Raw genomic sequence first — 13,907 nt, 5'->3', positions numbered from 1 at the left:
TTGGACAGAATTGCCGATTCCGGCATCTCACGAGGGAGAGATTCGTGAAAACCACCACCGTTATTCCGCGGCAGCGCAACCTGAGTCGCACTGCCTTCTGCACCGTGTCCGGCCTCGCGCTGGGCTTCGCCATGGCCGGGCCCGCCTACGCGCAGGACGCGTCGCCGGCAGAGCAGGAAGATGCCACGATCGACGACGAGAACGTCATCGTCGTCGAAGGCATCCGCGCAGCGCTCGAAAACGCACAGTCGATCAAGCGCGACGCCGACACGTTCGTGGACGTGGTGACGGCGGACGATATCGGCGCCCTGCCCGACCGTTCGGTGGCCGAAGCACTGCAGCGCGTGCCCGGTGTCAACATCAGCCGCTTCGAACAGCGCGACGACCCCGACCGCTTCTCGGTCGAAGGTTCGGGCGTGATTATCCGCGGCCTGCCCTTCGTTCGCTCCGAACTCAACGGCCGTGACATCTTCTCCGCCAACGGCGGCCGCACGCTCGGTTTCAACGACGTTTCGCCCGAGCTTCTCGGCCGCGTCGAAGTCTACAAGAACACCACCGCCGACATGATCGACGGCGGGATTTCGGGCACCGTGAACCTCGTCACGCGAAAGCCGCTCGACAATCCGGGTTTCAATTTCGCCGGCACGTTCGAAATCAACAAGGGCGACCTTGCAGACGAGTGGGCCCCGGGCTTCTCGCTTCTCGGTTCGAACACCTTCGACACCGGAATTGGCACCTTTGCCGTGCAGCTTGGCTATGCGCAGCAGCGCCTTGTTACCCGCACCGATGCCTCGCAGATCACCGACCCCTGCTACCGCGCGGCGGATCTGCAGTCCGGCTGTATCCGTGCCCGTCCGGTCAGCTCCGGCGGTTTTTCCGGCGATGCCGCGACGCCCGACACCTTCCCGCCCGAAGGCACTGTCATCGTTCCCAAGGGCGCCGGCGTGCGCACCACCGAACTGACCCGCGACCGTCAGGCATATTCGGCCGTGGCACAGTATGAATCGTTGGACGGCGGCGTCGTCGTCACCGCGGAATACCTGCGCGCCGCAACCCAGTCCTCGCTCTCCGAATTCGCGGTCCTGGCGCTGGTGAACAACGATGCGTTCTTCCCGGTACCGACCGCGGCGAACGACATCGTGTTCAACGGCAACGTCTTCCAGTCGGGCACACTGACGCAGATCTCCGACCAGGGCATCCCCGGCATCTCGACCGAAAACCTGCGCTTCGAGCGCGAGGACGAGGCGATGACGGAGGACTTCTCCCTCGATTTCGACATCGCGATCACCGATCGCCTGCGCGCGAATTTCGAAGGCCAGTACATCAACTCCAACCGCAGCGAAGCCGGCATCATCCTCGCGATGCAGACCTACGCCGACCTGTTCATCGATAACAGCGGTGATACGCCGGCTGTCCAGTTCCTGCAGGTGGGGACGAACGACTCCCCGGTGGCGTATTTCACCGATCCTGCCAACACCTACTTCTGGTTCCACCTAGACAATCAGGTGGCGAATGAAGGCGACCTTTACTCGCTGCGCGGCGATTTCGAATACGATATTTCCGACACCGGCTTCCTGCGCTCGGCCCGCTTCGGTGCCCGTTGGGCGGAACGCAGCCGCGTGACGCGCACGGCGAATTTCTCGAACTGGTCGAACCTGGGTGCAACCTGGACAGCCCGCCAGGGCGACTGGGGCGCTCCGTATTCGGGGACTTTTGCTCCGGGCGGCGGCGCTTACGCCTACGACTTCCCTGAAAGCGCCGATGTCCGCAATGTCTTCGGCGACAACTTCCAGCGCGGCAATGTGCCCGTGCCCGTCGGTGACGGTGCAGCCATCTTCTATGGGGGGGACGATCTGGTCGGCGAATATCTCTCCGGCGAGCTGGCGCAGGACCTGAATGCCATCAAGGCCTTCACCCTGACCCCGGAAGGTCGCCCGCTCATCGACGGCCGGATCTACATCGACCCGGTGACCGGCGAAGAGATCCCGTGTTCGCCGTTCTGCCCGTCCGAAATCACCCCGATCGAGGAAACGACCAGCGCGGCTTACCTGCGGCTCGATTTCGGTCGCGATTTCTCCAGCGGCGCGACGCTTTCGGGTAACATCGGCGTGCGTTACGCCCGCACCAATGTCCGTTCCGAAGGCCGGATCGGCTACATCGAGCCGAGCTATATCGACGCTCCTGCCTACCAGGATCCGAACGATCCGACCTCGTTCAACCGCGGCGGCGATGGTGACGGTGTGGCCGAACTGTCCGACCTGCAGAACCGGTGCGCTAACCCGATCGACCAAACCCCGCTCGGTTATTGCGCCCTTTCGACAGAGCGGCAAATTGAATTCGTCGAAGGCCTGACCGGCGATATCTTCGACGACTTCGCAGACGAAACCTACGATCACTGGCTCCCCAGCTTCAATGTGAAGCTGGACCTGGGCAACGGCCTGCTGTTCCGCGGTGCGGTGTCGAAGGCGATCTTCCGCCCCGATCTCGCGGCGTTCCGCACCGGCGGCGCGCTGTTCGACAACACGCTCAACATCGTGAACCAGGATATCGGCGACACCGGCCTGCTGTTCGGCCTCAACACGGGTAACCGTAAACTGCGCCCGACCGAGGCATGGAACTACGACCTGTCGGCGGAATGGTACTTCGATGCCGTCGGCTCGGTCACCGCTACGCTGTTCATGAAGGACGTGACCAATCTGGAAAATCCGGGCGCTACGCGTATCGTGCTCGATAACCCCGATGGCCTCGACCTGCCGGTGCTGGTCAACGGCCCGATCAACGTGAACGACGGGACGCTCAAGGGTTTCGAGCTGGCTTACCAGCAGACCTACGACTTCCTGCCGGGTCCGCTCGGCGGCTTGGGTTCGCAGCTGACCTACACCTATGTCGATGGCGGCGAGTTCACGAACAACACGCTGGGCGCCGAACAGAGCCCGTTCTCGCTCGGCCTGCCGCTTGCCGGTATCTCGAAGCACACGGTCAACGCCGTCGTCTTCTACGAGCGCGGCCCGATTGCAGCTCGTCTCGCCTATAACTGGCGGTCGGAATTCCTGCAGACTCCGCGTGACGTGATCTTCCCGTTCTCGCCGATCTACGGGGAAAGCACCGGTCAGCTGGACGGTTCGCTGTTCATCGACGTTCTGGAAAACCTGAAGGTTGGCATCCAGGGCGTGAACCTGCTCGACGAAGTCACCCGCACCAGCCAGGTGTTCGACTTCGACGGCACGCGGGTCACCCGCTCGGCGTTCCGCAACGATCGCCGTTACAGCATCGCGCTGCGCTTCGACTTCTAGGGAAGCAGGCGAACGCGCAGTCGGGGGCGGGTTACTGTATAGGCAGCGGCCCGCCCCTGTCGTTTGCACGGCGGATGAACACGTAAAACGTCTGGAAACAGGCCGCCGCCGCTTGGGAATTCTGCCGCTATGCGGCTAAGGACGATGTCGTCGCACAGGACAGGGATCGAAGGGCAATGGCTCGCCGCCGCCAATCCGTAACCATCAAGCATGTGGCCGCCGACGCAGGCGTTTCGCTGCAGACAGTCAGCCGCGTCATCAACAAGGAGCCGAACGTGCGCGCCTCCATGCGTGAGCGCGTGCAGGCATCGATCGACAAGCTCGGCTACGTCCCCTCCATCGCCGCCCAGCGCATGAGCGGGTCGCGATCCTACCTCATCCTCTCGATCAACGACCGCGCGCGCACCATCGCCGACTGGGAAGCGCGCGAGGGGCGCGACTGGATCGACCAGATGCTGCTGGGCGGCATGCGCAAGGCGGCAGAACACGGCTATCGCATTCTTATCGAGCTGGTCGATACCGACAGCCAGCACGTGGAGCGCGAACTCGGCAACGCGATCGCTGCCTTGCAGCCCGATGGCGTTATCCTGACCCCGCCACATTCCGACAACACGCTGATGATCGACCTTTTGGAAGAGCGGCACATCCCCTTCGCGCGGATCGGATCGAAAGGCACCACCCCCGGCATTGCGCTGGCGATGGACGACCGGCTGGCCGCGCGCGAAGCGACGCAGCACCTTCTGGACTTCGGTCACGAACGGATCGGTTTCATCGCCGGCTCGCCCTATTACGAGCTGAGCCACTGGCGCACCAACGGGTGGAAAGACGCCATGCGCGAAGCCGGCCACGCTGTTGCCGGACTGTTCGCGGAAGGCGACTTCGGTTACGATAGCGGCGCGAAAGCGGCGCGCGCCCTCCTTTCCGGCGAAACCCCGCCCACGGCGATCATCGCGAGCAGCGACCACATGGCGATGGCCACGCTCGACGTCGCGCGCGAACTTGGCCTGTCGGTGCCTGGCGACCTGTCGGTGATAAGCTTCGACGACACGCCCGTGCTGCGCGGTTCCGTGCCCGCGATGACCGCCATCGACCAGCCCATCGCGGAGCTCGCATCGCTTGCAGTGGAGAAGCTGATCCAGGCGAAGCGCGGGGAGCTGGAGGACGAGGAACGCTCGGTCATCCCGGCTCGCCTTGTCGTGCGCGATTCCACCGCCCCTCCCCGCGCGGGATCGCATGGCTAGCGCCGCCATCCCGGCCACCGGACAGCCGCAGCAATCGACGCGCTTCCTGTGGCTTTATGCCGCTGCGGTTGCCGGCGGCGCGGTCGCCTACGTTCCCTTCCTTACCATTCTCCTGCCCATCCATGTCAGCAGCCTCGCCGGCGACGGGATCGTGCAGTGGCTGTCGTGGATCGCTCTGGCGGGGGCGGGGGCGGCCAGCGTCGCCAACATCGGGTTCGGCTGTGTGAGCGATCTTACCGCCAATCGCCGTGGCTGGGCGCTAGCGGGGTTCGCGCTTAGTTCCGCGCTGTTGCTCCTGATGCCATCCATCGAGAGCTTTCCCGCCCTTCTCGGCGCCATCGTGGCGTGGCAGTTGGCTCTCAACATGATGCTCGCCCCTATCGCCGCGTGGGCGGGCGATTGCGTGCCGGACGACCAGAAAGGACGGCTCGGCGGGATGCTTGCGTTTGCGCCTGCGACGGGCGCGCTGTCCGGCGTGCTCGTCACCTCGACGTGGCTCGTTCCGGTCGAAATGCGTTTCCCGGTCGTGGTCGCGCTGGTCGGCGCGCTCGTCCTGCCGGGGCTGCTCCTCGCCCGACCGGTCCCGACGCCCGGCCTTATGACGCCCGTCAGTCGCGAAGAAATCGCGGAGCGAGACGCGTTGCGCAGCCGACCTGCCGTGTTCCGCATGTGGCTCGCACGGCTTCTGGTGCAGGTTGCCGAAGCCTCGCTCTTCGCGTTCTTCCTGCTGTGGTTCCGCTCGATCTCGCCCTCCAGCACGGAGAACACGGCCGCCACGATCTTCGGGCTGGTCCTTGCAAGCGCGGTGCCGTTCGCGCTCGTGGTGGGGCGCTGGTCGGACCGCGCGAACCGGCCGATCCTACCGCTCGGCACGGCGTGCCTTGTCTCGTCCATCGGCCTCGTCATCATGGCGATGGCGGGCGACCGCAACTTCGCCATCGCCGGGTATGTCGCCTTCGGTCTCGCGGCGAGCGTGGTCCTCGCCCTCCACACCAGCCAGACCCTGCGCGTCCTGCCCCGTCCGCAGACCCGCGGGCGCGACCTCGGGATCTTCAACCTGACTAACACCATGCCCTCGATGATCATGCCGTGGCTGACGCTGCTGCTGGTGCCCGTTTTCGGCTTTTCCGGCCTGTTCATCGCGCTTGCAGTGCTGGTCGTTGCGGCGGGTGCATTGCTGCTTAGCATCGCGCGAACGGCATGAGCCGCCGCGCATACGAATTTGCGTTGGACAGGGCCGCCACCCTGCGCCACGCTGCCAACAGGGGAATGTCCTGACCGCGCACGCAGGAGGACCAGAGGGAGAGTACCATTATGGCCTTGGCACCAGACGTTGCCACAAGCACCGATCCGGCCACGCTTACCGATGAAGGCACGCACGTAAACGCGCCCGGTTTGCAATATTTCGTCTTTGCGCTGTTCTTCATCTTCGGCGGCATCACCTCGCTCAACGACGTGATCCTGCCCAAGCTGAAGGAGCTGTTCACGCTTAACTACACCGAAGCAATGCTGGTGCAGTTCTGCTTCTTCACCGCCTATCTCATGATCGGGATCCCCGGTGCCGAGCTGGTCAAGCGGATCGGTTACATGCGCGGTGCAGTGGCCGGATTGCTGATCATGATGGCAGGCTGCCTGCTCTTCATCCCGGCAAGCCAGACCGCCACATACGGCCTATTCCTCGGTGCGTTGTTCATCCTAGCAAGCGGCGTGGTGATCGTGCAGGTGGTGACCAACCCGCTCATCTCGCTGCTCGGCCCGGCCAAGACCGTGCACAGCCGCCTGACCTTTGCGCAGGCATTCAACAGCCTCGGCACCACGATTTTCCCGCGCGTCGGCTCGGCACTGATTCTCGGCAGCCTGGCCGGGGTCTCCGCGGCGGAACTCTCCGGCGCGGAACTTGCCGCCTATCGCACGGCAGAAAGCGCGGCCATCGTCTCCACCTACATCGGCCTCGCCGTCGCCCTGGCGGTGATCGCGCTGGTCGTGTGGATCAACCGCAACAAGCTGCCCCACGATGCCTCCGCGATGGAAGGCGGCGCGCTGACCAGCGTCACCCGCTACCTGAGCGGTATCGTCCCCATCGTGATCGGCGGCTGGCTGGTTATCCGCGGCAACGAGATTCCGGGCGTGATCCTGCTGATCGCGGGCCCTATCGTCTGGCTGTGGGGCAACAGCTTGCTCAGCCGCACCCGCTTCTCTTTCGGCGCGGCGTGCATCTTCCTTTACGTGGGGGCGGAAGTCGCCATCGGCTCGCTCATCGTGAACTACCTGATGCAGGACAGCGTGATGGGCCTGAGCGAGCTCGACGCCGGCAACATGATCTGGATGTACTGGGGCGGAGCGCTGGTCGGCCGGATCATCGGTTCGCTGGTGCTGCGCTACGTCAGCCCCGGCCTCGTGCTCATGGGCGTGGCCCTGGGCGCGATTACGCTGGTGCTGATTTCCACCAACACGACCGGAGCGACTGCCGGCTACAGCCTGCTGGCGGTCGGCCTGATGAACTCTATCATGTTCCCGACGATCTTCTCGCTCGCAAGCGAGAAGCTGGGCCTGAAGGCAGCCGACGGGTCAGGCATCATCAACATCGCCATTTTCGGCGGGGCCGTCATCCCGCTGCTGACCGGCATGCTGGCCGATGCAAGCGGCAGCCTCCGCACGGCCATGATCCTGCCGATCGTATGCTACGGCATCATCGCGGCTTTCGGCATGTTCGCCCGCCGCCCAGCCTGACGCTCTTCGCAGTCACAGCAAAGGCCGGCTCCCTCGCGGGGGCCGGCCTTTCGCTTGTGCAGCAAACTGGTTTCAGATGAAATCATTCCCGATTTTCCCACCTTCGCGCAATATTTTTACTTGCAAGAAGGATTTCGGGATATAAAGAGGCTTGCGAACGCGGCGCTCTGTCGTGGAACGAGGAACGAGACGATGCTGGCACGCGCTGCCACTGCTGCAATTGCGAAGGATCGGGCACCCGTGGCCGACCTCGTGCAGCTAGTGCTCGCAGTACTCGTACTCCTTATCACGCGGGGAGGAGCGCCCATCGGCTGACACAGGCTGACACGGACCTCCGAAACCCCGCTTCCAAACCGGCAGCGGGGTTTTTTGTTGGCCCCTCACCCTCCCCGATCTCGCGAGACACCATGACCGACCCGAAAGCGAAAATTTCCGACGCCATCACCAAGGGCCCGGCCAAGGCCCCGGCGCGCGCGATGTTGCGTGCGGCGGGCTATGACGATGCGGCGATGGCGCAGCCGATGGTCGCAGTCGTCAACACCTGGTCCACCGTCACGCCCTGCAACATGCACCTGCAGGCATTGGCAGAGCCGGTCCGCGAAGGCCTGCGCGCCGGCGGGGCGACGCCGGTCGATTTCAACACCATAGTTGTCTCCGACGGCATTACCATGGGCGGCGAAGGCATGCGCGCCAGCCTGATCAGCCGCGAAGTCATCGCCGATTCCATCGAAGTCGCGGTGCGCGGCCACTCGCTGGACGCGGCGGTCATCCTCGTCGGTTGCGACAAGACCATCCCCGCCGCTGCTATGGCGCTGGCGCGGCTCGATATCCCCGGCCTCATCTTCTACGGCGGCACCATCCTGCCCGGCAATTGCAAGGGCAAGGACCTGTCGATCCAAGACGTTTTCGAAGCCGTCGGCGCGCATGCCAAGGGCGATATCGACGACGCCGAGCTGGACGAGATCGAACGCCACGCCTGCCCCGGCCCGGGCGCCTGCGGCGGCCAGTTCACCGCCAATACTATGGCGATGGCGCTGACGATGATGGGCATTTCGCCCATGGGCGCAGCCGATCCGCCCGCAGTCGACGATGCCAAGCCCGACGAGGCGCGCCGCTGCGGCGAGCTGGCTGCACGACTGGCGCACGAAGGCACCTCCGCCCGCACGTTACTGACGCCGGCATCGCTGCGCAATGCGGCAACCGCCGTCGTCGCCAGCGGCGGCTCGACCAACGCCGTCCTCCATTTGCCCGCCATCGCCGCGGAAGCCGGCTTCGCCTTCCCGATCGAGACGTTCGACGAATTGTCGCGCGAAGTCCCGGTCATCACCGACCTGAAGCCCGGCGGGCGGTTCCTCGCCCGCGACCTGTTCGCCGCCGGCGGCATCCGCCTGTTCGGCAAGCGCCTGGCCGATGCGGGCCTGATCGCCGACACCCCGACCTGCACGGGCCGTTCGATGCATGAAGAACTGGCCGAAGCCGAAGAGGCGCCCGGACAGGAAGTCGTCCACTCGCCCGCCAACCCGTTCAAGCGGACCGGCGGCCTGTCGATCCTCTATGGCGACATGGCCCCCGAGGGCGCGGTACTGAAAACCGCCGGTTACGGCACCAAGAGCTTCACCGGCCCGGCCCGCGTTTTCGACGGCGAGGAAGCCTGTTTCGAAGCCGTCACCAACCGCCGGATCAAGGCCGGCGACGTCGTTGTCATCCGCTACGAAGGGCCCAAGGGCGGACCCGGCATGCGCGAGATGCTGGCCGTCACCGCCGCCATCGCCGGACAGGGCCTTGCCGGGCAGGTCGCGCTGATCACCGACGGGCGTTTTTCGGGCGCGAGCCACGGCTTCGTCATCGGCCATGTCTCTCCCGAAGCGCAGGTCGGCGGCCCGATCGCCCTGATCGCGGAAGGCGACACCATCACCATCGACGCCGAGACACGCCGGATCGACGCCGACATCGACTGGGATGCCCGCCGCGCAGCCCACACGCCCCGCCCGCCCAAGCGCATGGGCGGCGCTTTCGACAAGTATGCCCGCCTGGTCGGGTCCGCCGCCTATGGCGCGATCACGACCGAAGCTCCTGCGAATTGAGGAAAGACCCATGAAAGTTTTCAAGGATACCGATGCCAAGCCCGCCGCCGTCAAGGGCAAGCCGGTCGCCATCATCGGCTACGGCAGCCAGGGCCGTGCCCATGCGCTGAACCTGCACGACAGCGGCTGCGAGGTCATCATCGGGCTGCGCGACGGATCGCCCACGGCGGCCAAGGCGCGCGCCGACGGCCTGACCGTGATGTCGGTCGCCGAAGCGACGAAGGCCGCCGGCCTCATCGCGCTGCTGACGCCGGACATGAGCCACGAGAAGATCTTCGCCAGCGAAATCGCGCCCAACCTGTCGGCCGGTGACGCGCTCCTGGTCGCGCACGGGTTCACTGTCCTGTACGAACGGATCAAGCCGGGCAGCGACATCGACGTCATCCTCGTCGCGCCGAAGGGCCCCGGCGACCTCGTCCGCCGCGAATACGAACGCGGTGCGGGCGTACCCGCCCTGTTCGCCGTCCACCAGGATGCAAGCGGCGAAGCGCGGGACAAGGCGCTGGCCTACGCCAGCCTGATCGGCGGCACGACTGCGGGCGCCATCGAGACCAGCTTCAAGGAAGAAACCGAAACCGACCTGTTCGGCGAACAGGCCGTCCTGTGCGGCGGCGCGACCGAGCTTGTTTTGGCCGGCTTCGAAACGCTGACCGATGCTGGCTACGCGCCGGAGATCGCCTATTACGAATGCCTCCACGAACTGAAGCTGATCGTGGACCTGTTGTATGAAGGCGGGCTCGCCAAGATGCACGAATTCATCAGCGAAACGGCCATCTACGGCGACCTCGTTTCCGGCCCGCGCGTCGTCAATGACGAGACCCGCGCGCGGATGAAGGACGTCCTCACCGACATCCAGAACGGCACGTTCGCAAAGAACTGGATCGCCGAGAACGAGGCCGGGAAGCCCGAATACGACCGGATGCTGTCCGAAGACCTCGCCCATCTGATCGAGACCACCGGCAAGGAATTGCGCGGCATGATGCCGTGGCTCCAGCAGAAGAAGGACAAGGCCGCGTAACCGCGCGGCTGCAGTATAGACCCATGAACGCCCAAGCATCCCCCACCACCACCAGCTTCACTCCGCGCAGCGGGGCGGAGCTGGTGGTGGACACGCTGGAGGAGCTGGGGGTCACCTGCATCTTCGGTTATCCCGGCGGCGCGATCATGCCGGTTTACGACGCCATCGCGCGCGGCAATGTCCGCCACGTCCTGTGCCGCCACGAGCAGGGCGCTGCCTTTGCCGCCGATGCCTATGGCCGGATCACGGGCCGCGCCGGCGTCTGCCTCGCCACCAGCGGTCCGGGCGCGACCAACCTCATCACCGGCATCGCCAACGCGTACATGGACAGCGTCCCGATGGTCGCGATCACCGGACAGGTCGCGCAGCCGTTCATGGGCACCGACGCTTTCCAGGAAATCGACATGTTCGGCATGACACTGCCGATCGTGAAGCACTCCATGATCGTCCGCCATCCGGACGAAATCCCCGGCACGCTGGAGGAAGCCTTCGCGATTGCCGAGGGTGGCCGCCCCGGCCCGGTCCTGATCGACCTGCCCAAGGACGTCCAGCAGGCGCAGGCCGGGACGGCGATCTACCGCGCGGAGGCCGACGCGCTGCGCCCCACCCCTTCAGCGGAAGCGATATCCGAAGCCGAGAAGCTGATCGCAAGCGCGAAAAAGCCCCTGTTCTACCTCGGCGGCGGCGTCGCCCGCGCGAACGCTACGCCGCTGACGCGCGAGATCATCGAGGGTTCGGGCATCCCCGCTGTCGCCACCTTGCAGGGCCTCGGCATCCTGCCGCCTGAGCACGAACAGTTTCTCGGAATGCTGGGGATGCACGGCAGCATCGCCGCCAACAAGGCGGTGCAGGAAAGCGACCTGCTGATCGTCATCGGCGCACGGTTCGACGATCGCGCCACCGGCAAGCTCGATACGTTCGCGCCCCACGCCGGCGTCGTCCATATCGACACCGATGCGGCAGAATTCGACAAGCTGCGCCGCGCCAACGCCGCCATCTGCGGCGACCTCAAGCGCGCGCTGCGCCAGATCGATTTTACCGCCGGCGACATCGGCGACTGGCAAGCTGCGTGCGCCCAGAGCAAGGCTACCACCGCGCCCCGATATGACGCACCGGGCAACGGCATCTACGCACCTGCCATGCTGAAGGCGTTGTCGGAGCAGGTCGGCGACGACTTCGTTGCCGCATGCGACGTCGGCCAGCACCAGATGTGGGTCGCCCAGCATTGCCGCTTTTCCTCGCCCAAGCACCACCTCACCAGCGGTGGCCTGGGTTCGATGGGATACGGCCTTCCCGCCGCAATCGGCGCCAAGCTCGCCGAGCCGGAGAAGGAAGTCTACTGCGTCAGCGGCGACGGCGGCTTCCAGATGAACCTGCAGGAACTGGCGACGCTGCGGCGCTACCAGATCCCGGTCAAGATCGTCCTGCTGGACAACGCGATGCTGGGTCTGGTCCGCCAGTGGCAGGAGCTGTTCTTCGAAGGCAATTATTCAGAAGTCGACCTGTCCGACAACCCGGACTTCGTCGAAGTCGCCCACGCCTTCGGCATCGAAGCCTTTGCGGTAGAACGCCGCGAGGAAGTCGACGGCGCGATCGAGCGGCTTCGCGCCGCGAAAGGGCCGATCCTGGCCCATGTCCGGATCGACCCGGAAGAAAACGTCTGGCCGCTCGTCCCGCCAGGCAAATCCAACTCCGAAATGATGGAGACGAAACATGACGCTTGAGCACATCCGCATCACCTTCCAGTCGGGCGAAGGCACGCTACGCCGGGTGCTCGGCCTCATCGAAGCACGCGGGTTCAACATCCGCTCGATGCAGATGGGCAGCGACATGGAATTCTCGACCATGACGGTCGCCATCGACCCGCGCGACGGCACGCGCCGCACCGCCACGCTGCTGCGCCAGATCCAGCGCCTGCACCTGGTCACCGAAGCGACCGAACTGACCAACGCCCCGCCGATCATGGAGGTGCCGCGTGCCGCAGTCGCCTGACCAAGCCGGAGAAAGCGACGTACGCCGCATCCGCATTTTCGACACGACCCTGCGCGACGGGGAGCAGGCGCCCGGCTTCTCCCTGACGCCGGAACGCAAGCTGATGGTCGCCAGGGCTATTGCCGCCCTTGAAGTGGACGTCATGGAGGTCGGCTTTGCCGCCGCCAGCCCCGGCGATGCCGAGGCCATCCGCCGCATCGCGGGCGAGATCGAGGGGCCGACCATGTGCTCCCTCGCCCGCTCGACCGAAGGCGATATCGACGCGGCCGAGCGCGCCCTCGCCCCGGCACAGCGCAAGCGGATCCACGTGTTTCTCGGCACCAGCCCGCTGCACCGCGAATTCAAGCTGAAGCTTTCGACCGACGAAGTGCTGAAGCAGATCGAGCGCAGCGTGAAATCCTGCGCCGGCCGCTTCGACGAAATCGAATTTTCCGCCGAGGACGCAATCCGCACCGAACGCGCCTTCCTGAAGGAAGCGCTGCAATGCGCCGCCGATGCGGGGGCGGACGTGCTGAACGTGCCCGACACGGTCGGCTACACCTCGCCCGAAGAGATTTATGAGCTCTATCGCGACCTCACCGCAAGTGTCTCCGTGCGCGCTGGGGTCATCTTCTCGACCCACAACCACGACGATCTCGGCATGGCGGTCGCCAACAGCCTCGCCGCGGTGCGCGGCGGGGCGGGCCAGATCGAATGCGCGCTCAACGGTATCGGCGAACGGGCGGGCAATTGCGCGATGGAGGAGGTGGTGATGGCGCTGCGCACCCGCACAGACCACTACCGCGCCGACACCGGTGTGCAGACGCGCGGCATCTACGCCGCAAGTGCGCTGCTGGCCGAATGCACCGGCAACGCCCCGCCGCGCAACAAGGCGATCGTGGGCCGGAACGCCTTTGCGCACGAGGCCGGCATCCACCAGCACGGCGTGCTGGCCAATCGCCAGACTTACGAAATCATGCACCCGGACGATATCGGCGTGCCCGCGCAAACGCTGGTGCTGGGCAAGCATAGCGGCAAGCACGCCCTGCGCGCCCGGCTGGCCGACCTCGGTTTCGAACTGGGCGACAACCGCATTGCCGAACTGTTTCCCGCCTTCAAGGACGTCGCCGATACCCGCCGCGAAGTGACGGACAACGATCTGATCGCGCTGATGGCCGGCGGCGAGGATGCGCTGACCTGGCATCTCGTTCGCGCGGAATTGCGCACTGGCACGAAGGCAAAGGACCAGCCCACTGCCAAGCTGGTGCTCGACCACAAGGAACGCGGCCGCCTGACCACCATCGGCCACGGCACCGGCCCGTTCGAAGCGCTGACCGACGCATTCTGCATCGCGGCCGAAGTGGACGGTTCGCTCGATGCCATCGATGCGCACCAGCTGGCGCGGGAGATGGACATAGAGGTCGGCCTGACGGTGGACGGCAAGAAGGTGTCCGGTCGCAGCCAGAACACCGATGTGATCGTCGCCGCCGCCGAAGCGCTGCTCGCCGCTTTCAACAACCACGACCGGATGGTGCAGGCCGCCGCCGCACACCAGGCTGCGTGAGGCGAG

The 13,907-nt window shown here is 65.4% G+C and carries 9 protein-coding genes; all 9 read left to right on the top strand.

Features of this window, described 5'->3' with window-relative positions; translation table 11 throughout:
- The first annotated feature begins 44 nt into the window (after nt 1–44).
- The 9 genes from QQW98_RS11395 to QQW98_RS11355 all read left to right on the top strand — a co-directional run bounded on the left by QQW98_RS11395 (nt 45) and on the right by QQW98_RS11355 (nt 13,901).
- On the top strand, nt 45–3,293 hold the full coding sequence (locus QQW98_RS11395; protein ID WP_290135060.1) for a TonB-dependent receptor: 3,249 nt from the start codon (nt 45–47) through the stop codon (nt 3,291–3,293).
- A 176-nt stretch (nt 3,294–3,469) separates the two neighbouring features.
- Entirely contained in the window at nt 3,470–4,534 is a 1,065-nt protein-coding gene (locus tag QQW98_RS11390) for a LacI family DNA-binding transcriptional regulator (protein ID WP_290135059.1), read from the top strand.
- Nucleotides 4,527–5,738, top strand: a complete 1,212-nt coding sequence (locus tag QQW98_RS11385; protein ID WP_290135058.1) for an MFS transporter — start codon at nt 4,527–4,529, stop codon at nt 5,736–5,738. Before QQW98_RS11390 ends, QQW98_RS11385 begins: the two co-directional genes overlap by 8 nt.
- Before the next feature lie 110 nt (nt 5,739–5,848).
- Nucleotides 5,849–7,264, top strand: coding sequence for a sugar MFS transporter (locus tag QQW98_RS11380; protein ID WP_290135057.1), 1,416 nt, complete (start codon nt 5,849–5,851; stop codon nt 7,262–7,264).
- Nucleotides 7,265–7,671: 407 nt separating this feature from the next.
- Entirely contained in the window at nt 7,672–9,348 is a 1,677-nt protein-coding gene (gene ilvD / locus QQW98_RS11375) for a dihydroxy-acid dehydratase (protein WP_290135056.1), read from the top strand.
- 10 nt (nt 9,349–9,358) lie between these two features.
- A complete protein-coding gene (ilvC, locus tag QQW98_RS11370) occupies nt 9,359–10,366 on the top strand; it encodes a ketol-acid reductoisomerase (protein ID WP_290135055.1) in 1,008 nt (335 codons plus the stop codon).
- A 23-nt stretch (nt 10,367–10,389) separates the two neighbouring features.
- The gene (ilvG, locus tag QQW98_RS11365; RefSeq protein ID WP_290135054.1) at nt 10,390–12,090 is read left to right on the top strand and encodes an acetolactate synthase 2 catalytic subunit; all 1,701 of its coding nucleotides are present in this window, start codon (nt 10,390–10,392) and stop codon (nt 12,088–12,090) included.
- Nucleotides 12,080–12,358: an ACT domain-containing protein gene (locus tag QQW98_RS11360; RefSeq protein ID WP_290135053.1), complete on the top strand. Its 279-nt coding sequence runs from the start codon at nt 12,080–12,082 to the stop codon at nt 12,356–12,358. The genes ilvG and QQW98_RS11360 overlap by 11 nt, the downstream gene beginning before the upstream one ends.
- Complete coding sequence (locus QQW98_RS11355; protein WP_290135052.1) at nt 12,342–13,901, top strand: 2-isopropylmalate synthase; 1,560 nt, start codon at nt 12,342–12,344, stop codon at nt 13,899–13,901. The genes QQW98_RS11360 and QQW98_RS11355 overlap by 17 nt, the downstream gene beginning before the upstream one ends.
- The last annotated feature ends 6 nt before the right edge of the window (nt 13,902–13,907 follow it).

The sequence above is a fragment of the Alteriqipengyuania flavescens genome, assembly GCF_030406725.1.
Lineage (GTDB): Bacteria > Pseudomonadota > Alphaproteobacteria > Sphingomonadales > Sphingomonadaceae > Alteriqipengyuania_B > Alteriqipengyuania_B flavescens.
This window is presented reverse-complemented; position numbering and strand designations above follow the sequence as displayed.

What these genes read in the sequence shown, in the direction of transcription:
- QQW98_RS11385 (WP_290135058.1), top strand. Translation starts at nt 4,527, where the DNA reads ATGGCTAGCGCCGCCATCCCGGCCACCGGACAGCCGCAGCAATCGACG.
- QQW98_RS11380 (WP_290135057.1), top strand. Translation starts at nt 5,849, where the DNA reads ATGGCCTTGGCACCAGACGTTGCCACAAGCACCGATCCGGCCACGCTT.
- ilvG (WP_290135054.1), top strand. Translation starts at nt 10,390, where the DNA reads ATGAACGCCCAAGCATCCCCCACCACCACCAGCTTCACTCCGCGCAGC.
- QQW98_RS11390 (WP_290135059.1), top strand. Translation starts at nt 3,470, where the DNA reads ATGGCTCGCCGCCGCCAATCCGTAACCATCAAGCATGTGGCCGCCGAC.
- ilvC (WP_290135055.1), top strand. Translation starts at nt 9,359, where the DNA reads ATGAAAGTTTTCAAGGATACCGATGCCAAGCCCGCCGCCGTCAAGGGC.
- ilvD (WP_290135056.1), top strand. Translation starts at nt 7,672, where the DNA reads ATGACCGACCCGAAAGCGAAAATTTCCGACGCCATCACCAAGGGCCCG.
- QQW98_RS11360 (WP_290135053.1), top strand. Translation starts at nt 12,080, where the DNA reads ATGACGCTTGAGCACATCCGCATCACCTTCCAGTCGGGCGAAGGCACG.